Here is a 13,981-nt window from a genome sequence, read left to right on the forward strand (position 1 = left end):
CTCTCACTGGTCAGGCCTCAGGCGGTCGGTGGGTTGGGTGTCGTCGGCGGGCTTGCGGGCCGGCGGGCGCGCAGGACGGCGGTGGCCAGGCCGGCGACCAGCAGCAGTGCGCCGACGCCCAGGGCTACGGGCAGCACCGGGAACGTCGAGGCCGTGCCCGGGTCCGGGGCCGGGGTCGTGGGTTCGGCGGTCGGCTCGACCGTGGGCTCGCCGGTGGGCTCGGGGGTCTCGGTGGGTTCGGGGCCGTGGCCGAGGATCAGCTCGGTGGACGGGATGGCGTGCTCGTCGGTGAAGGGGCGGAGCAGCGGGTTGACGTCGGGGTAGCCGGTGGGGTCGATCGTGAGGAGGTTCTTCGTCGAGATGGTCCCGTAACCCCAGGTGTCGTCGTGGACCGGTTCGTGGTCGGGGGTGTCGCCGGTGTTGCGGATCAGGGACTGGATCATCTGGTTGGCCGTGGCCTGCGGGTGCACCGACCAGGCCAGGGCCAGGGCCCCGGCCACGAACGGGGTCGCGAAGGAGGATCCCTGGGCGATCTCGTAGGTGTCCCAGGCCCCACCATTGGCGGCGAGGACCCGGATCTGCGCGCCGGGGGCCAGGATGGTCAGGTACTCGTTGACCATGGTCGGATCGATCAGCTCCGCGTTGGGGCCGACCATCTCCACGGCGATCGCGCCGTTGGCGTCGGCGGGAAAGCCCAGGCCCTCGCCCTCGACGTTGTTGACCCCGGCCACCAGGATCACCCCGGCCTGGTAGGCGCGGGCGAGCGCGTCGCCGAACCTGACATCGGATGCGCCGGTGGACGAGATGCTGATGATGTCGGCGCCCTCGGCCACGGCCAGGTCGATCGCCGCGGCCTGGGCCACCACGTCGCCGAGCGGCAGGCCGTCGATGTAGCAGGTCGGGTTCTGGTTCGCCGGGATGCCCTCGACCCAACCCGCGGGGACCATGTTGTAGTGCAGGACCCGGGCCTCGGGAGCCACCCCGAGCACCCCGCGCCGGCCACCGACACCGGTGCCGGTGCCGATCAGCAATGAGACCACGGCCGTGGCGTGCTCGGCGGCATCCTCGGTGCTGGTGCCCGGGGTGATCGACCCGTCGGCGTTGGCGCACAGGCCGTCATGGGTGACCAGGTCGGTACCGACCAGGTCGGGGGCGTCGGGGTTGATCGGCCCGTCGATCACCGCGATCGTCATGCCCGCACCGCGGGTGACCTCGTGGACCGTCGGGATGCTGGTCTGCGTCGCGTACCACAGACCCTCATCGCTCGGGTCGGCGACCCCCGCCGCCGGACCAGCCAGCACGCCCAGCGCGAGCACGGCGGCGAGGAGGGTGGCCGCGCGCGCCGACCAGGACCGGAGAGCGGGCACTACATGTGTCCCGACGGCGTGTTCGCTGGCGGCGCGTCCACGACCACGCCCGCCGGCCGGGCCGGGGACTGGGCGGGGCGATCCTCGTCGAGCCGAGCCACCAGGTCGACGAGGTCCTGACGCGTGGTCTCGTCGATGTCCGTCAAGGCGTCGGCACTGGCCTTGAGCCCGACGGCCAGGGCCTCGATCTCGGTCCGGATCGTGCGCAGGTTCTGCTGGGTCGTCCAGAGAGCATCCTGGTAGTTCGCCACGAACGCCGCGCACGACGGGATGTCCGTCCACATGGACGCCGACTGCCGCTCCTCCACGTGGGCCAGCGAGGGCTGCGCGGTGTCGAGGTCGTCCAGCAGCTGGTTCAGCAGCGAGACCCTGCTGGCGACGACCGAGGCGGTCATCTCGACGGACTGTGCCACTGCGTCCTCCATGGTTTCCCCCTACCCGGTGGCGGCGGCGGCGCGCCCCCAACCCGGATCGGGTTGGGGGCGACCGTCACTGTCACCAGCGGTGCCGGTGCGGCTGATCGCGCGCGCCGGGGCGTTGCTCGATGTGGTGCTGGACGTGCTGTTCCGCTGCTACCAGCGAGCCGCGTTGTTGGTCTCGGTGGACTTGTAGTCCTGGCCGGAGGTGTCCACCGCACGGCCGATGTCGGCCAGCAGGGCCTTCATGTCGGTGATCGCGGCGGTCCACTTGGCCTTGGAGCCCTCGTAGGAGGCCGAGGCCTCGCCGGACCAGTTGGCCCGCAGCGGCTGCAGGGACTTGTCCATGCTGGCAAGGGTCTGCTCGAGCTTGTTCGCGCCCGAGCCGATGTCGGCTGCCGCAGTGGACAGCGCAGAGAAGTTGACCTTCAGGTCGCTCATCAGGTGTGGCCTTTCGTGCCGGGTCGGGGGTCAGCCGAGCCGGCTGGTGAGCCGGCTCATGGCCGAGGACTGTGCGTCGTCGGCTGCGGTGTAGGACGACTGCGAGGACTGGAGGTTCGCCTCGAACTCGTTCAGCGCGTTGATGATCTTCGTGGCGTCGTCGCGCCACCGGTTCATCAACGTGGTGAACGCCACCGCGCCCTGACCCTTCCACGCGCTGCCGATACCGGCCAGCTTCCCCTCGAGTGAGCTCAGCTCTTGCTTGAGCTCGGCACGGGACTGTGCGACAGCAGCCGCACCAGCCTTGAGCGCACCATCGGCTGCAGAAACTTCGCCCGCCATAGCCACCTCCCCCTCATATGGCCCCAGCAGGGCCAGACCAGCGCACGACCGGCACAACCGGCATACAGCCGGCACATAACCGGCACATGACCGGCACGGCCGCACGGGCACCCGAGACCGGACACCGTGCCCCACCGTAGACGACTCAGGACCGGCCCGGAGGGTGAATCCGGAGAATCTGATCAATAGGGTCGCAACCGGGACAGGCCACCCCGCCCGACGCCGGGGCTCACTATGCTGACGGCCGACGTGCTCCAGCCAGGCGAACCGACCGAAGGACCCGGATGACCGCTGCGACCTCGACCCCTGGAGCGCTGGGGACGCTCGTCCGGGTCTCGGTGACCGCGGGCGATCGTTCCGTCGACCTCGGGGCCCCGGGCAACGTGCCCGTCGCCGAGCTGGTGCCGGGCCTGGCCCGCACCCTCGGTCTGCTCGACCCCGCGACGGTCTACGGCGGCTTCCGGCTGGTCCGGTCCGACGGTGCCACACTGGACTCCGACCGCAGCCTGCAGGCCCAAGGTGTCGAGGACGGGGCCGTGCTCGCGCTCGAGTCCGGAGCGCAGGTCGTCCAGGTGCGCGTCTACGACGACGTCGTGGAGGCCGTCGCCGACGCCGTCGAGGGCCAGTACGCACCGTGGACACCTCAGGACTCCGCCCTCACCGCGGTCTTCGCCGCTGCCGCCTTCCTGCTCGCCGGCGCCGTCCTGCTGCTCGGCGCGGAACCGTCGTCGCTGTTCCCGCCGGTGATCGCGGTCGCCGGCGCGCTGCTCGTGCTCGGCGCGGCGGCCGTCGTCGCGCGGGTCGGCGCGCACGACGTCGGGGCGCGCACGCTCGTCCTGACGGCCACCGCCTTCGGGCTCGTCGCAGGGCTCACGGTCGGCAGCGAGCCGGCCTCGTGGGGCCCGCCGACGGCGTACGCGGGGATCGGCATGCTCGTCGTCGCCCTGCTCGGCATCCCGGCACTCACCACCGGGCGCGAGATCTGTGTCGCACCGGCGGTGCTCGGGCTGACCCTCGCCGTCGTCGGCGGCACGGTGGCCGCGGCCGACGTCGTGCCGGGGACGGTGCTCGCGCTGGTCGTGGCGATCGTCGTCACCGCCGGCAACGGCATCCCGTGGCTGGCCCTGGCGAGCACGCCGCTGCGGGTCGTCTCGCCGCGCAGCGACACCGAGATCCTGCTCGACCCGGCCGGCGTCGATCCCGTCGCCGTGCGCGAGCAGTACGGCAGTGGTCACCGGCTGCAGGTCTCCCTGCGGCTGGCCGTCGCAGCGCTCGCGCTGGTCGCGGCGCCCGCCGTCGTGACCACCGGGTTCGCCGGGACGCTGCTGGTCACTGTCGCCTTCGTCGGGATGCTGCTCAGCGTCCGGCAGACCTACTCCCGGCAGGACGTCATGGTGGTGATGGGCGCCGGGATCATCGGCCTGACGATGACCGGGGTGCTCGCTGCCGCCGCCCACCCGTCCTGGCGCCCCGTGCTGGCGGTCATCGCCGGAACCGCCGCGGCCCTCGTGATCGCGCTGAGCCTGGTCGCCCCGCGCCGACGGGTGGCGATGGGCCGGCTGGCCGACACCCTCGAGCTGCTCTGCCTGGTGCTCCTGCTGCCGCTCGGTGCTGCTGCCTCCGGGCTGGTCTGACCCGACGATGGCGACCAAGAAGGAGCTCATCGAGGCCCAGACGTACAGCCGACGGCGGCTGCTCACCGCGTTCGTCTCCGGCGCGCCCGGCGGGCGCGAGCTCGAGGCGACCAAGCCGATGCGGGGTCTGGTCGCCGGGATCGCCCTGACCGTGCTGCTGATCCTCGGCGGGCTCGCGTCCGGGTACCTCAAGCCGGCGCTCAAGGACGGCTGGGACAACAACACGCTCGTCACCACGGACACCGGCTCCCGCTACGTCGCCGTCGAGGGGATCCTGTACCCCGTCCTGAACGTGACCAGCGCGCGGCTGATGATCCCGGCCGGTTCGTTCGCGGTGCTGCAGGTCGGCGAGGACAAGATCGCCGATGCGCCCCGCGGCGTGACGCGCGGCATCCCCGGTGCCCCCGACGCGCTGCCCCGGGACGACCGCCTGATCAACACCGGCTGGATCTCGTGCACCGCGCCGACCGGCCTGCTGGCCACCGTGCTGTCCGACGGTCCGGAGGTGGCGGCGATCGTCGCGGAGGTCGACGCAGCCGTCGTGGCGGCCGCCGCCGACCCGACGCTGCCACGCCTCGGAGTCCTGGTGGAGACCGCGGGGGAGCAGTACGTGGTGACCGACGGGCGCCGCCACCGGGTGCCCAGCGAGTACGGCACCGCCGTGCTGCGCGCGATGGGTCTCGACACGCAGACCCCGTGGGCGGTCGGTGCACTGTGGCTCAACCTCTTCCCGCCCGGCGCCGACCTCGCCCCGCTCGTCGTCGACGGTGTCGGCTCGCCCGTACCGCCGGGCGTCGTGGCGCCGCCCGGCGCGCTGGTGGGCTCGGTGCTCACGGTCACCGACGACGGTCGGCGCTACGTCGTGAACCCGGACGGTGAGCTCGCGCCGCTCTCGGACGTGGCCGACAGCCTCTACCGGCTCGGGTCCGGACAGGCCGCCGGCCCGGACATCGGGGTCACGGGCCTGCAGATCGCCGGTATGGACACCGCCGCGCAACCGACAGTCCCGGCCGACTGGCCGCTGGTGGCACCGCAGGTGCTGCCGGCCGGTGACTCCGCGTGCGCGCTGCTGGACACCGACGTCGGGCCGGGTACGGCACCGACGGTGCACCTGGCCGCCAGCGCCGAGATCCTGTTCGCCGCCGACGGCAGCCCGACCCGGATCGGGGTCGAGTCGGCGGGTGGCGCGCTGGTGCAGTCGACGGCCGGCCCCGGCCTCGGTGGGCCGATCCTGCTGATCGACCAGACCGGCACCGCCTTCCCGGTCTCGGCCACCGACGAGATCCTCGCGCGCCTCGGCTACACGGCCGCGGACGTCACGCCTGTGCCGCAGGAGTGGATCGCCCTGTTCGCGTCAGGTCCCGCGCTCAACGACACGGCCGCGGCCCAGCCCTACCAGGGCGCCACCGGATCATGACCGCCGGTGCGCGCGGGGCGCCCGGGGCAGCACCGGGGCCGATCGTCCCGGTCCTGGTCGCGTGCGCCGTCCTGGCTGCGGGCTCGGTGCTGGGCATCGCGGCGTCGGTCGCCTCGGCTCCCGCCGCGCGGGCGACGACGCAGGAGTGCAGCCCGGACGTCACTGTGCTCCGGCCGGAGGCGCCACCCGCCCTGGCCCGGCTCGGGGCGGACGCCGCGTGGCGGCTCGCCTCGGGGGCCGGGGTCGTGGTGGCCGTCGTCGACTCCGGGGTGGACCCCGCCAACGCCCACCTCGCCGGCGCCGTGCTGCCGGGCGTCGACCTGGTCGGGCTCGAGGGCGACCCGACGGGGCTCACCGACGTCGCCGGCCACGGCACCGCGATCGCCGGGCAGATCGCCGCGCGGCCCGTGGTGGGCTCGGGAGTGGTCGGCCTGGCGCCGGCCGCGACGATCCTGCCCGTCCGGGTCTACTACGTCGACGACGAGCAGTCCGGCACCGCACCGCGCAACGACCTGGTCGCCGCCGGCATCCGGTACGCGGCCGAGCACGGCGCAGCGATCATCAACGTCTCGATCAGCTCGCCGATCGACGACGCGGTGCTGCGGGACGCCGTGCGGGTCGCCACCGAGGCCGGTTCGCTGATCGTCGCCAGCGCAGGGAACCGCAACACGACCACCCAGACCGAGGACTCCCCGCGCTATCCGGCGGCCTACCCCGAGGTGCTCGCGGTCACCGCCGTCGACGACCAGGACCAGGCCACCGACGACTCCATCCACGGCCCGCACGTGGATGTCGCAGCACCTGGCACGAACGTGCTCACCACCTACTTCGCCGCCGGGGACTGCTTGCTCGCCGCCGACCAGGCCTCGGCCAGCTTCGCGACCGCCTACGTGAGCGCCGCGGCGGCCCTGGTCGCGCAGCGCTTCCCGGACGAGAGCCCGGCGCAGTGGGCGCACCGGCTGGAGGTCACCGCGGCCCGGGTGAGCCTCGACGCCCGCGACGACATGGTCGGCTGGGGCGTCGTCCGTCCGTCGGCCGCGCTCGCCTTCGTCGACGACGGCTCGGCGCCCGGTCCGGCGAGCCCCGTGCACCCTGCGCCGCCCGCCGCCGGGCCGGTCGCTGCGGCCCTCGAGGTGCACGCGGACGAGGACCTGCTCGCCCCGGCGCAGGCGATCTCCGCATGGTGGCTGCTGGCCGGCGTCGTCGTGTGCACGGCCGCTGTGCTCGTCTCCCAGCTGCGGGCACGACGGCCCCGCCCGCGCTCCCCGGGGTGAGGTGCGCTGCGGACCGCACGCGATCGGGTGACCGGGCTCAGGTCAGGGCCCCGCGATGCCGATGTGCCCTGTGGTGCCCCCCGCGCCAGCCGGCAGCCGTGCCCTGAACGGGCACGGCGCGCACCGCAACCGCACGCCCATCGACCAGCGCACTCCCATCGACCAGGAAAGGTGACGAGACCGCATGCCGACGCCCGGAGCCGTTCCCGCCACGATGGGCAAGCGTCTGCTGGCCTACGTCATCGACATGGTCGCCTTCGTGATCCTCGGTGGTGGCTTCGTCGTCGCGGGGATGCTCCCGCTGATCCGGTCGATGCAGGACCCGTCGGGCGTGCCCGTGGTCAGCGTCTCGCCGATCCTCGGCGTCGGCTACGTGATCCTGCTCGGCTTCGGGGTCTTCCAGTGGTGGTTCCTGGGCACCCGCGGCTTCACCGTCGGGAAGAAGCTCGTCGGGCTGCGAGCGTTGTGCGCGCGGACCGGGCAGCCGGTCGGCATGGGCCGGGCGTTCCTGCGGCTGCTCGTCCCGGCCGCCGGGTCGCTGGTCGTCGTCGGGCAGGCGCTGGTGTACGTCTCGCCGTTCTTCGACTCCAGCGGTCGGCGGCAGGGGTGGCACGACAAGGTCGCCGGCACCATGGTGTTCGACACGACCGTCGGCCGGGACCCGGCGACGGCCGGCCCCGGCGTGGGCGCACCCGAGGCCGTCCGGCGTCTGGACGGCCTGCTGCAGAGCCCGTCCGACAGCGGGCCGCCGGCCCCGCCTGCGCCGCCGGCCCCGCCTGCACCGCCGGTGCCGGCGCCCCTGCTGGTCCTCGGGCCGACGTTCCCGCCCGTTCCCCCGGCCGCACCAGCGCCGTGGATGGACCGGCCGGCCGTGCCGGCACAGCCGGTCCCTCGGGTCGGCCCCGTGGGTTCCGACCTCGGCCTGCCACCGGTCCCGGCTCCGCCGGCCCCGCCTGCACCGCCGGTGCCGGCGCCCCTGCTGGTCCTCGGGCCGACGTTCCCGCCCGTTCCCCCGGCCGCACCAGCGCCGTGGATGGACCGGCCGGCCGTGCCGGCACAGCCGGTCCCTCGGGTCGGCCCCGTGGGTTCCGACCTCGGCCTGCCACCGGTCCCGGCTCCGCCGGCCCCCGAGCCCGTCGTGAGCCGGGAGGCTCCGCGGGTATCGGAGTCCGTGCCGGACAGCGAGCACGCCCAGGCGTCGGACACCGCGCCGACACCTGGGTCCGCCTCGGCACCCGAGCGCGCCCTGCCCGCGGATGCCGCCCTGGCGAGCGCCCCGACGCGCGGCGCCCGGCACGCAGCCGGGGGCGGCATCATCTCCTCGGTCCCGCGACCACTGCTCGCGAGCGGCCTCGACGAGCCCGTCGTACCGAGGGCCGCGCCCGCGCCGGCGCCCGCACCCGCGTTCAAGGAGCTCGACGACGACGTCGAGATGACCCGGATGTCGTCGGCCTCGCGGCGCGCTGTCGAGGAGATCCCGCACGGTGCCCGAGCGGTGCCGTGCGCGACGCTGCTGCTCTGGGACGACCGCAGGGTGTTCCTCGAGGGCACCGCCCTGATCGGCCGCAACCCCACGCCCCGGCCGGGTGAGCGCACCCCGGACCAGGTCATCGTCGTCGCAGACCGGGCCAAGTCCGTCTCCAAGACGCACCTGGCGATCGGGGTGGACGCCGACGGCGTCTGGCTGCACGACCGCAACTCCACCAACGGCACGATCGTGACCCTGGCCGACGGGCAGCAGATCCTGTGCGCGCCCGAGCAGCAGGTGCGCGTGCCGGCCGGTGCTGCCGTGGCCTTCGGGGACTACTGGCTGACGGTGCTCGAGGCCTGAGCCGCGAGGCGCGCGCGGCGTGCGAGCCGATCGACCCGGGAGGTCCGCAGGCCGTCGGTGGTCAGGACTGCGAGCGCGACCCACACCAGGGCGAAGCCCCACCACCGGGCCACCGGCATCTCCTCGCCGAACACCACCACCCCGACGACGAACTGCAGCGTCGGCGCGAGGTACTGCAGCATGCCCACGACGCTCAGCGGCAGCCGGCGGGCCGCACCGCCGAACAGCAGCAGCGGCACTGCGGTGACCACCCCGGACGCCGCGAGGATCAGTGCGTGCCCGGCGCCGTTGGTCGCGAAGGCCCCGGCGCCGGTCGCGGCGAGCCAGAGCAGGTAGCCGAGGGCCAGCGGCGCGACGACGGCGGTCTCCACGGCGAGGCCGGCCACCGCCGTGACCGTGCGCCCGACCCGGTTCTTGATCAGTCCGTAGGTGCCGAAGGTCGCCGCCAGGGCCAGGGCGATCCACGGCAGCCGCCCCACCCCCGCGGTGATCACCACGACCGCCGTCCCGCCGATGCCCAGGGCCACCCACTGCGCGGTGCGCAGCCGCTCGCCGAGCGCGACGACCGCCAGGACGACAGTCACCAGCGGGTTGATGTAGTAGCCGAGCGCGGTGTCGACGGTGTGACCGCTCAGCACGCCGTGCACGAAGATCAGCCAGTTGGTCGCGACCAGCACGCCGGCCAGGGCGAGCGTCGCCAGGGTCCGCCGGTTGCGCACCGCGGCGACGAAGGTGTCCCAGGTCCGCGTGACGAGCAGGATGAGCAGGCAGAAGAGCAACGACCAGACCACCCGGTGCGCGATGATCTCGACCGGTCCGGCCGGCTCGAGCAACGGGAAGTACAGCGGCAGGAAGCCCCACAGCAGATAGGCGCCGAAGCCGAGAGCGAGCCCCGTCCGGTCCAGGTCCGACGGCGCGCCGGCCGGGTTGTGCGCGGTGCGCCCGGCCTCGTGCGGGGGCCCGGGTGCGGCCGCCGGGTCGGTGGCCGGTCCGGGGGCGGGCTGCATCACGCGAACCTACGCCCTGGACGCGCCGTCGTCGGCCTTCGCCAGGCGGGTCGTCCCACGTGGTGCACACTCCGGTTGCGGACCTGGCGACCCGCCTACACTTGAGCCGTGTCCTGGCGTGGCGCGCCCGCCCGGCGCCCGAGCCGTCCCCTCCCGGAAGGTGTCCTTCTCCCGTGAGCACAACCCGCCCCTTGCGCGTCGCCATCGTCGGCGCGGGGCCGGCCGGCGTCTACGCCGCCGACATCCTGTCCAAGTCCGGGCTCGAGGTCGGCATCGACCTCTTCGAGCGGCTGCCGGCGCCGTTCGGCCTGGTGCGGTACGGCGTCGCGCCCGACCACCCACGGATCAAGCAGATCATCGTCGCGCTGCACAAGATCCTCGAGCGCGGGGACATCCGACTGCTCAGCAACGTCGACTACGGCACCGACGTGACGTTGACGGACCTGCGGCGCTTCTACGACGCGGTGATCTTCTCCACCGGGGCGATCCGGGACGCCGATCTGCCGATCCCCGGCATCGACCTGCCGGGCTCCTACGGCGCAGCGGACTTCGTCTCCTGGTACGACGGCCACCCGGACGTCCCGCGCACCTGGCCGCTCGAGGCCAAGCACGTCGCCGTCCTGGGCGCGGGCAACGTCGCGCTCGACGTCGCACGGATGCTCAGCAAGCACCCGGAGAACCTGCTGCCCACCGAGATCCCGGACAACGTGCACCAGGGCCTGCTGGCGAACCCCGTGACCGACGTCCACCTCTTCGCCCGGCGTGGGCCGGCGCAGGTCAAGTTCAGCCCGCTCGAGCTGCGCGAGATGGGCCACGTACCCGACGTCGACGTGATCGTCTACCCGGAGGACTTCGACTTCGACGAGGGTTCGATGGCCGCCATCCACTCCTCGAACCAGACCAAGCAGGTCGTCAAGACCCTCACCGACTGGACTCTCAAGGAGCCCGAGGACCTGACCGCGAGCCGGCGGATCCACCTGCACTTCCTGCACCGGCCGGTCGCCGTCCTCGGGCCGGACCACGTCACCGGCCTGCGCACCGAGCGCACCGTGCTCACCGGTGACGGTTCGGTGACAGGGACCGGTCAGCTCCATGACTGGCCCGTCGAAGCCGTCTACCGCGCGGTCGGCTACTTCGGCTCACCGTTGGCCGACCTGCCGTTCGACGAGATCGCCGGCGTGATCCCCAACCGCGAGGGCCGCGTGGTCGAGGCCGACGGCACCCCGGTGCCCGGGGTCTACACGACCGGGTGGATCAAGCGCGGACCGGTCGGACTGATCGGGCACACGAAGTCGGACGCCGCCGAGACGATCAAGCACCTGGTCTCCGACGTGGATGCGCTGGAGCGTGCCACCGAGCCGGACCCGGCCGCCGTCATCGCGCACCTTGCCGCCCGCGGGGTCGAGCCGGTCGAGTGGTCCGGCTGGATGGTGCTCGACACCTACGAGCAGGCCCTCGGCGCCCCGCACGGGCGCGAGCGGATCAAGGTGGTCCCGCGCGAGGAGATGCTCGCGGTCATCCGCCGCGAGACCTGACCCACCCGTTCGTGTCGAGCGTCCCACCGCTTCGTGTGGAGCGCTCGACCCCCGAGTGGAGCGCTCCGCCCCCGAGTGGAGCGTTCGGTACCCGACACACCGGTGTGTCGGGTACCGAACGCTCCACACGCGGGAGCGGCGACCACGCGGGAGCGGCGACGGAACCGTGGGGAGCCGCTCAGCGCAGCCGACGCAGGAAGTCGCGGGTCCGCTGCTCCTGTGGGTCGTCGAGCACCTGGTCGGGGGTGCCGCGCTCGTGCACCCGCCCGGCGTGCAGGAAGCAGACCTCGTCCGCCACCCGGCGGGCGAAGCCCATCTCGTGCGTCGCGACAACCATGGTCATGCCCTCGAGCTTGAGGTCGGTCAGCAGGTCGAGCACCTCACCGACCAGCTCAGGGTCCAGGGCGCTGGTGACCTCGTCGAGCAGCATCAGTCGCGGCGAGTTGACCAGCGACCGCGCGATCGCGACGCGTTGCTGCTGGCCGCCGGACAGCTCGTCGGGGAACGCCCGCGCCTTGTCGGCGAGCCCCACCCGCTCGAGCATCGCCAGGGCGCGCTCCTCGGCGTCGGCCCGTCGCGCCCTGTGCACCAGGCGCGAGGCGAGGGTCACGTTGTCCAGCACCCGCATGTGCGGGAAGAGGTTGAAGGCCTGGAACACCATGCCCATCCGGGCGCGGACGGCGTCGGCGTCCATGCGCGGGTCCGTGATGTCCTCGCCCTCGAGCAGGATCACGCCGTCGTCGACCTCCTCGAGCAGGTTCACGGTGCGCAGCAGGGTGGACTTGCCCGAGCCGGACGCCCCGATCAGGACGACGCAGCGGTGCGCATCGACGTCGAGGTCGATCGAGTCGAGCACCAGGTTGGGGCCGAAGGCCTTGCGGACCCCCTCGACGTGCAGCAGAGCCGTCATCGCAGCGCACCCCCGCCCGCCAGGCCGCTCGTGGCGCCGGCCCAGCCGCCGCGCCTCGACAGGGCGTCGGTGAGCCGGGTCAACGGGATGGTCAGCGCGACGAAGAGCACCCCGGCCACCACGTAGGGCGTGAAGTTGGCGTACTGGGCCGTGGAGATCTGCGCGGCGCGCACGGCGTCGATCGCGCCGAGGATCGAGATCAGCCCGGAGTCCTTCTGCAGCGCGACGAGGTCGTTGAGCAGCGGTGGGACCACCCGGCGCACGGCCTGCGGCAGGACGACGGTGCGCATGGTCTGTGCGCGGCTCAGGCCGAGCGAGCGGGCCGACGCGACCTGGGACGGGTGCACCGACTCGATCCCGGCCCGGAACACCTCGGCGACGTACGCGGAGTAGGTGAGCACCAGCGCCAGGCCGCCGAGCAGCACGGCCGAGCTCGGGATGCCCTGCAGTCGCAGCCCCGGGAGCCCGAAGCCCACCAGGAGCAGCACCAGGATCAGCGGCAGCCCGCGGAAGATGTCCACGTAGGCTGTGGCCGCAGCCCGCAGCGGGAAGAACACCGGGCCGCGCAGCGTCCTGGCGATGGCAAGGCCGAGCGCCACGACCACGATGAGCACGGCGCTGACCGCCATCACGCGCACGTTGAGCCACAGCCCCTCGGCCACCCGGGGGAGCGCGGCGATCGCGGCGTCGGGGTCGAAGAAGGACTGTCGCACGCGCGGCCAGCCCGGCGAGCTGGTCAGCGCCCCCACGGCGACGGCGGTGACCGCGACGGTGCTGGCGACTGCGACCGCCGTCGACCGCCTCGCCTGGCCCTGCCGGTAGGCCAGCCGGGCACGCTGACGCTCGGACGGCGTCCAGACGGTCACGTCGGGCGTCGCTTCACGGGATGGTCAGCAGTCGTCGATGGTCGTCAGCGGCAGGTGGTGGCAGTCAGTCGAGGACCGGTGCGCCGGCGGCGTCGGTCAACCACTCGGCCTCGAGGTCGGCGAGCGTGCCGTCGGCGCGCAGGGCGTCGACAGCGGCGGTCACGGCATCGGTCAGCGGGCTGCCCTTGTCGAGCACGAGCCCGAACTGGTCCGGTGCGTCACCGGTCGGCAGCTGTCCGGCGAGGATTCCGCCGTCCAGCTCGGCCGCGGTGATGTACAGCGCGGTGGGCAGGTCGACGACGATCGCGTCGACCAGGCCGGAGGTCAGCGCCTGCTTGACCTGGTCGTTGTCGTTGAACAGCTGGACGTCGGTGCTCGGCGCGATCGAGTCCTGCGCGACCTGTGCGCTCGTCGTGCCGACCATCGCGCCGATCCGCAGGTCGGCGAGCTCGGCGAGGGTCGTGGCATCGGCGGCGGCGGAGCCCTCGACCGTCACCACGGCCTGTGCCGTGTCGTAGTAGCTCGACGAGAAGTCGAGGTTGGCGCGGCGCTCGTCGCTGATCGACACCTGGTTGATCGCGATGTCGAAGGACTTGGCGCCGGGCGCGATGATCTGGTCGAAGGTCACCGGGACCCACTCGACGTGCGCGGCGTCGAAGCCGAGCTGTGCGGCGACGGCGTAGGCCACGGCGGACTCGAAGCCCTCGCCGTTGGTCGGGTCGTTGTCCACGACCCACGGCTCGTAGCTCGGGTCGGAGGTGCCGATGGTCAGGGTGCCGTCGGTCAGGGTGGCCAGGCCGGCGTCGTCGTCGGCGGGCGCCTCGGCGTCGTCGGCCGGGGAGCATGCGGCCAGGGTCAGCGCGGTCGCAGCGGCCAGGGCGAGGATGCGGGTGGTGCGCATGGATGCTCCAGGGGAGTCGCGGGACGCAGGGCCGCCGCAG

General features: G+C 73.2%; 13 protein-coding genes. 5 read left to right on the forward strand and 8 right to left on the reverse strand.

Annotated elements, in window-relative coordinates:
- Positions 1–17 precede the first annotated feature (17 nt).
- The 4 genes from K415_RS0109955 to K415_RS0109970 form a co-directional block, all read right to left on the reverse strand.
- Positions 18–1,367 (reverse strand): S8 family serine peptidase, encoded by a 1,350-nt coding sequence (locus K415_RS0109955; protein WP_024286907.1) that lies wholly within the window; start codon positions 1,365–1,367, stop codon positions 18–20.
- Positions 1,367–1,792, reverse strand: coding sequence for a hypothetical protein (locus K415_RS0109960; protein WP_155859426.1), 426 nt, complete (start codon positions 1,790–1,792; stop codon positions 1,367–1,369). The genes K415_RS0109955 and K415_RS0109960 overlap by 1 nt, the downstream gene beginning before the upstream one ends.
- A gap of 147 nt (positions 1,793–1,939) precedes the next feature.
- Positions 1,940–2,224 (reverse strand): WXG100 family type VII secretion target, encoded by a 285-nt coding sequence (locus K415_RS0109965; RefSeq protein ID WP_024286909.1) that lies wholly within the window; start codon positions 2,222–2,224, stop codon positions 1,940–1,942.
- Between the two features lie 30 nt (positions 2,225–2,254).
- The gene (locus K415_RS0109970) at positions 2,255–2,566 is read right to left on the reverse strand and encodes a WXG100 family type VII secretion target (protein WP_024286910.1); all 312 of its coding nucleotides are present in this window, start codon (positions 2,564–2,566) and stop codon (positions 2,255–2,257) included.
- Between the two features lie 284 nt (positions 2,567–2,850).
- On the opposite strand from K415_RS0109970, the gene eccD reads away from it, so the two are divergent.
- The 4 genes from eccD to K415_RS25010 all read left to right on the forward strand — a co-directional run bounded on the left by eccD (position 2,851) and on the right by K415_RS25010 (position 8,722).
- The gene (eccD, locus tag K415_RS0109975) at positions 2,851–4,200 is read left to right on the forward strand and encodes a type VII secretion integral membrane protein EccD (protein ID WP_024286911.1); all 1,350 of its coding nucleotides are present in this window, start codon (positions 2,851–2,853) and stop codon (positions 4,198–4,200) included.
- Between the two features lie 7 nt (positions 4,201–4,207).
- A complete protein-coding gene (eccB, locus tag K415_RS0109980) occupies positions 4,208–5,617 on the forward strand; it encodes a type VII secretion protein EccB (protein WP_155859427.1) in 1,410 nt (469 codons plus the stop codon).
- Positions 5,614–6,891 (forward strand): S8 family serine peptidase, encoded by a 1,278-nt coding sequence (locus K415_RS21730; RefSeq protein ID WP_024286913.1) that lies wholly within the window; start codon positions 5,614–5,616, stop codon positions 6,889–6,891. Before eccB ends, K415_RS21730 begins: the two co-directional genes overlap by 4 nt.
- 184 nt (positions 6,892–7,075) lie before the next feature.
- Positions 7,076–8,722: an RDD family protein gene (locus tag K415_RS25010; protein ID WP_024286914.1), complete on the forward strand. Its 1,647-nt coding sequence runs from the start codon at positions 7,076–7,078 to the stop codon at positions 8,720–8,722.
- On the opposite strand, the gene rarD is transcribed toward K415_RS25010, so the two are convergent.
- Positions 8,695–9,729 carry an EamA family transporter RarD gene (rarD, locus tag K415_RS0109995; RefSeq protein ID WP_024286915.1) on the reverse strand — a complete coding sequence of 345 codons (1,035 nt, stop codon included), beginning with the start codon at positions 9,727–9,729 and terminating at the stop codon, positions 8,695–8,697. The genes K415_RS25010 and rarD overlap by 28 nt on opposite strands.
- Positions 9,730–9,902: 173 nt before the next feature.
- On the opposite strand from rarD, the gene K415_RS0110000 reads away from it, so the two are divergent.
- Entirely contained in the window at positions 9,903–11,264 is a 1,362-nt protein-coding gene (locus tag K415_RS0110000; protein WP_024286916.1) for an FAD-dependent oxidoreductase, read from the forward strand.
- 178 nt (positions 11,265–11,442) lie between these two features.
- On the opposite strand, the gene K415_RS0110005 is transcribed toward K415_RS0110000, so the two are convergent.
- The 3 genes from K415_RS0110005 to K415_RS0110015 form a co-directional block, all read right to left on the reverse strand.
- Complete coding sequence (locus tag K415_RS0110005) at positions 11,443–12,174, reverse strand: amino acid ABC transporter ATP-binding protein (protein WP_024286917.1); 732 nt, start codon at positions 12,172–12,174, stop codon at positions 11,443–11,445.
- On the reverse strand, positions 12,171–13,040 hold the full coding sequence (locus K415_RS0110010) for an amino acid ABC transporter permease (RefSeq protein ID WP_024286918.1): 870 nt from the start codon (positions 13,038–13,040) through the stop codon (positions 12,171–12,173). Before K415_RS0110010 ends, K415_RS0110005 begins: the two co-directional genes overlap by 4 nt.
- A gap of 64 nt (positions 13,041–13,104) precedes the next feature.
- Positions 13,105–13,941 carry an ABC transporter substrate-binding protein gene (locus K415_RS0110015; protein ID WP_024286919.1) on the reverse strand — a complete coding sequence of 279 codons (837 nt, stop codon included), beginning with the start codon at positions 13,939–13,941 and terminating at the stop codon, positions 13,105–13,107.
- Positions 13,942–13,981 lie beyond the last annotated feature (40 nt).

Source organism: Cellulomonas sp. KRMCY2, assembly GCF_000526515.1.
Classification (GTDB): domain Bacteria; phylum Actinomycetota; class Actinomycetes; order Actinomycetales; family Cellulomonadaceae; genus Actinotalea.

Excerpts from the sequence above, each read along its gene's own strand:
- K415_RS0109960 (WP_155859426.1), bottom strand. The coding sequence starts at position 1,792 with ATGGAGGACGCAGTGGCACAGTCCGTCGAGATGACCGCCTCGGTCGTC.
- K415_RS0109965 (WP_024286909.1), bottom strand. The coding sequence starts at position 2,224 with ATGAGCGACCTGAAGGTCAACTTCTCTGCGCTGTCCACTGCGGCAGCC.
- K415_RS0109970 (WP_024286910.1), bottom strand. The coding sequence starts at position 2,566 with ATGGCGGGCGAAGTTTCTGCAGCCGATGGTGCGCTCAAGGCTGGTGCG.
- eccD (WP_024286911.1), top strand. The coding sequence starts at position 2,851 with ATGACCGCTGCGACCTCGACCCCTGGAGCGCTGGGGACGCTCGTCCGG.
- eccB (WP_155859427.1), top strand. The coding sequence starts at position 4,208 with ATGGCGACCAAGAAGGAGCTCATCGAGGCCCAGACGTACAGCCGACGG.
- K415_RS21730 (WP_024286913.1), top strand. The coding sequence starts at position 5,614 with ATGACCGCCGGTGCGCGCGGGGCGCCCGGGGCAGCACCGGGGCCGATC.
- K415_RS25010 (WP_024286914.1), top strand. The coding sequence starts at position 7,076 with ATGCCGACGCCCGGAGCCGTTCCCGCCACGATGGGCAAGCGTCTGCTG.
- rarD (WP_024286915.1), bottom strand. The coding sequence starts at position 9,729 with ATGCAGCCCGCCCCCGGACCGGCCACCGACCCGGCGGCCGCACCCGGG.
- K415_RS0110005 (WP_024286917.1), bottom strand. The coding sequence starts at position 12,174 with ATGACGGCTCTGCTGCACGTCGAGGGGGTCCGCAAGGCCTTCGGCCCC.
- K415_RS0110015 (WP_024286919.1), bottom strand. The coding sequence starts at position 13,941 with ATGCGCACCACCCGCATCCTCGCCCTGGCCGCTGCGACCGCGCTGACC.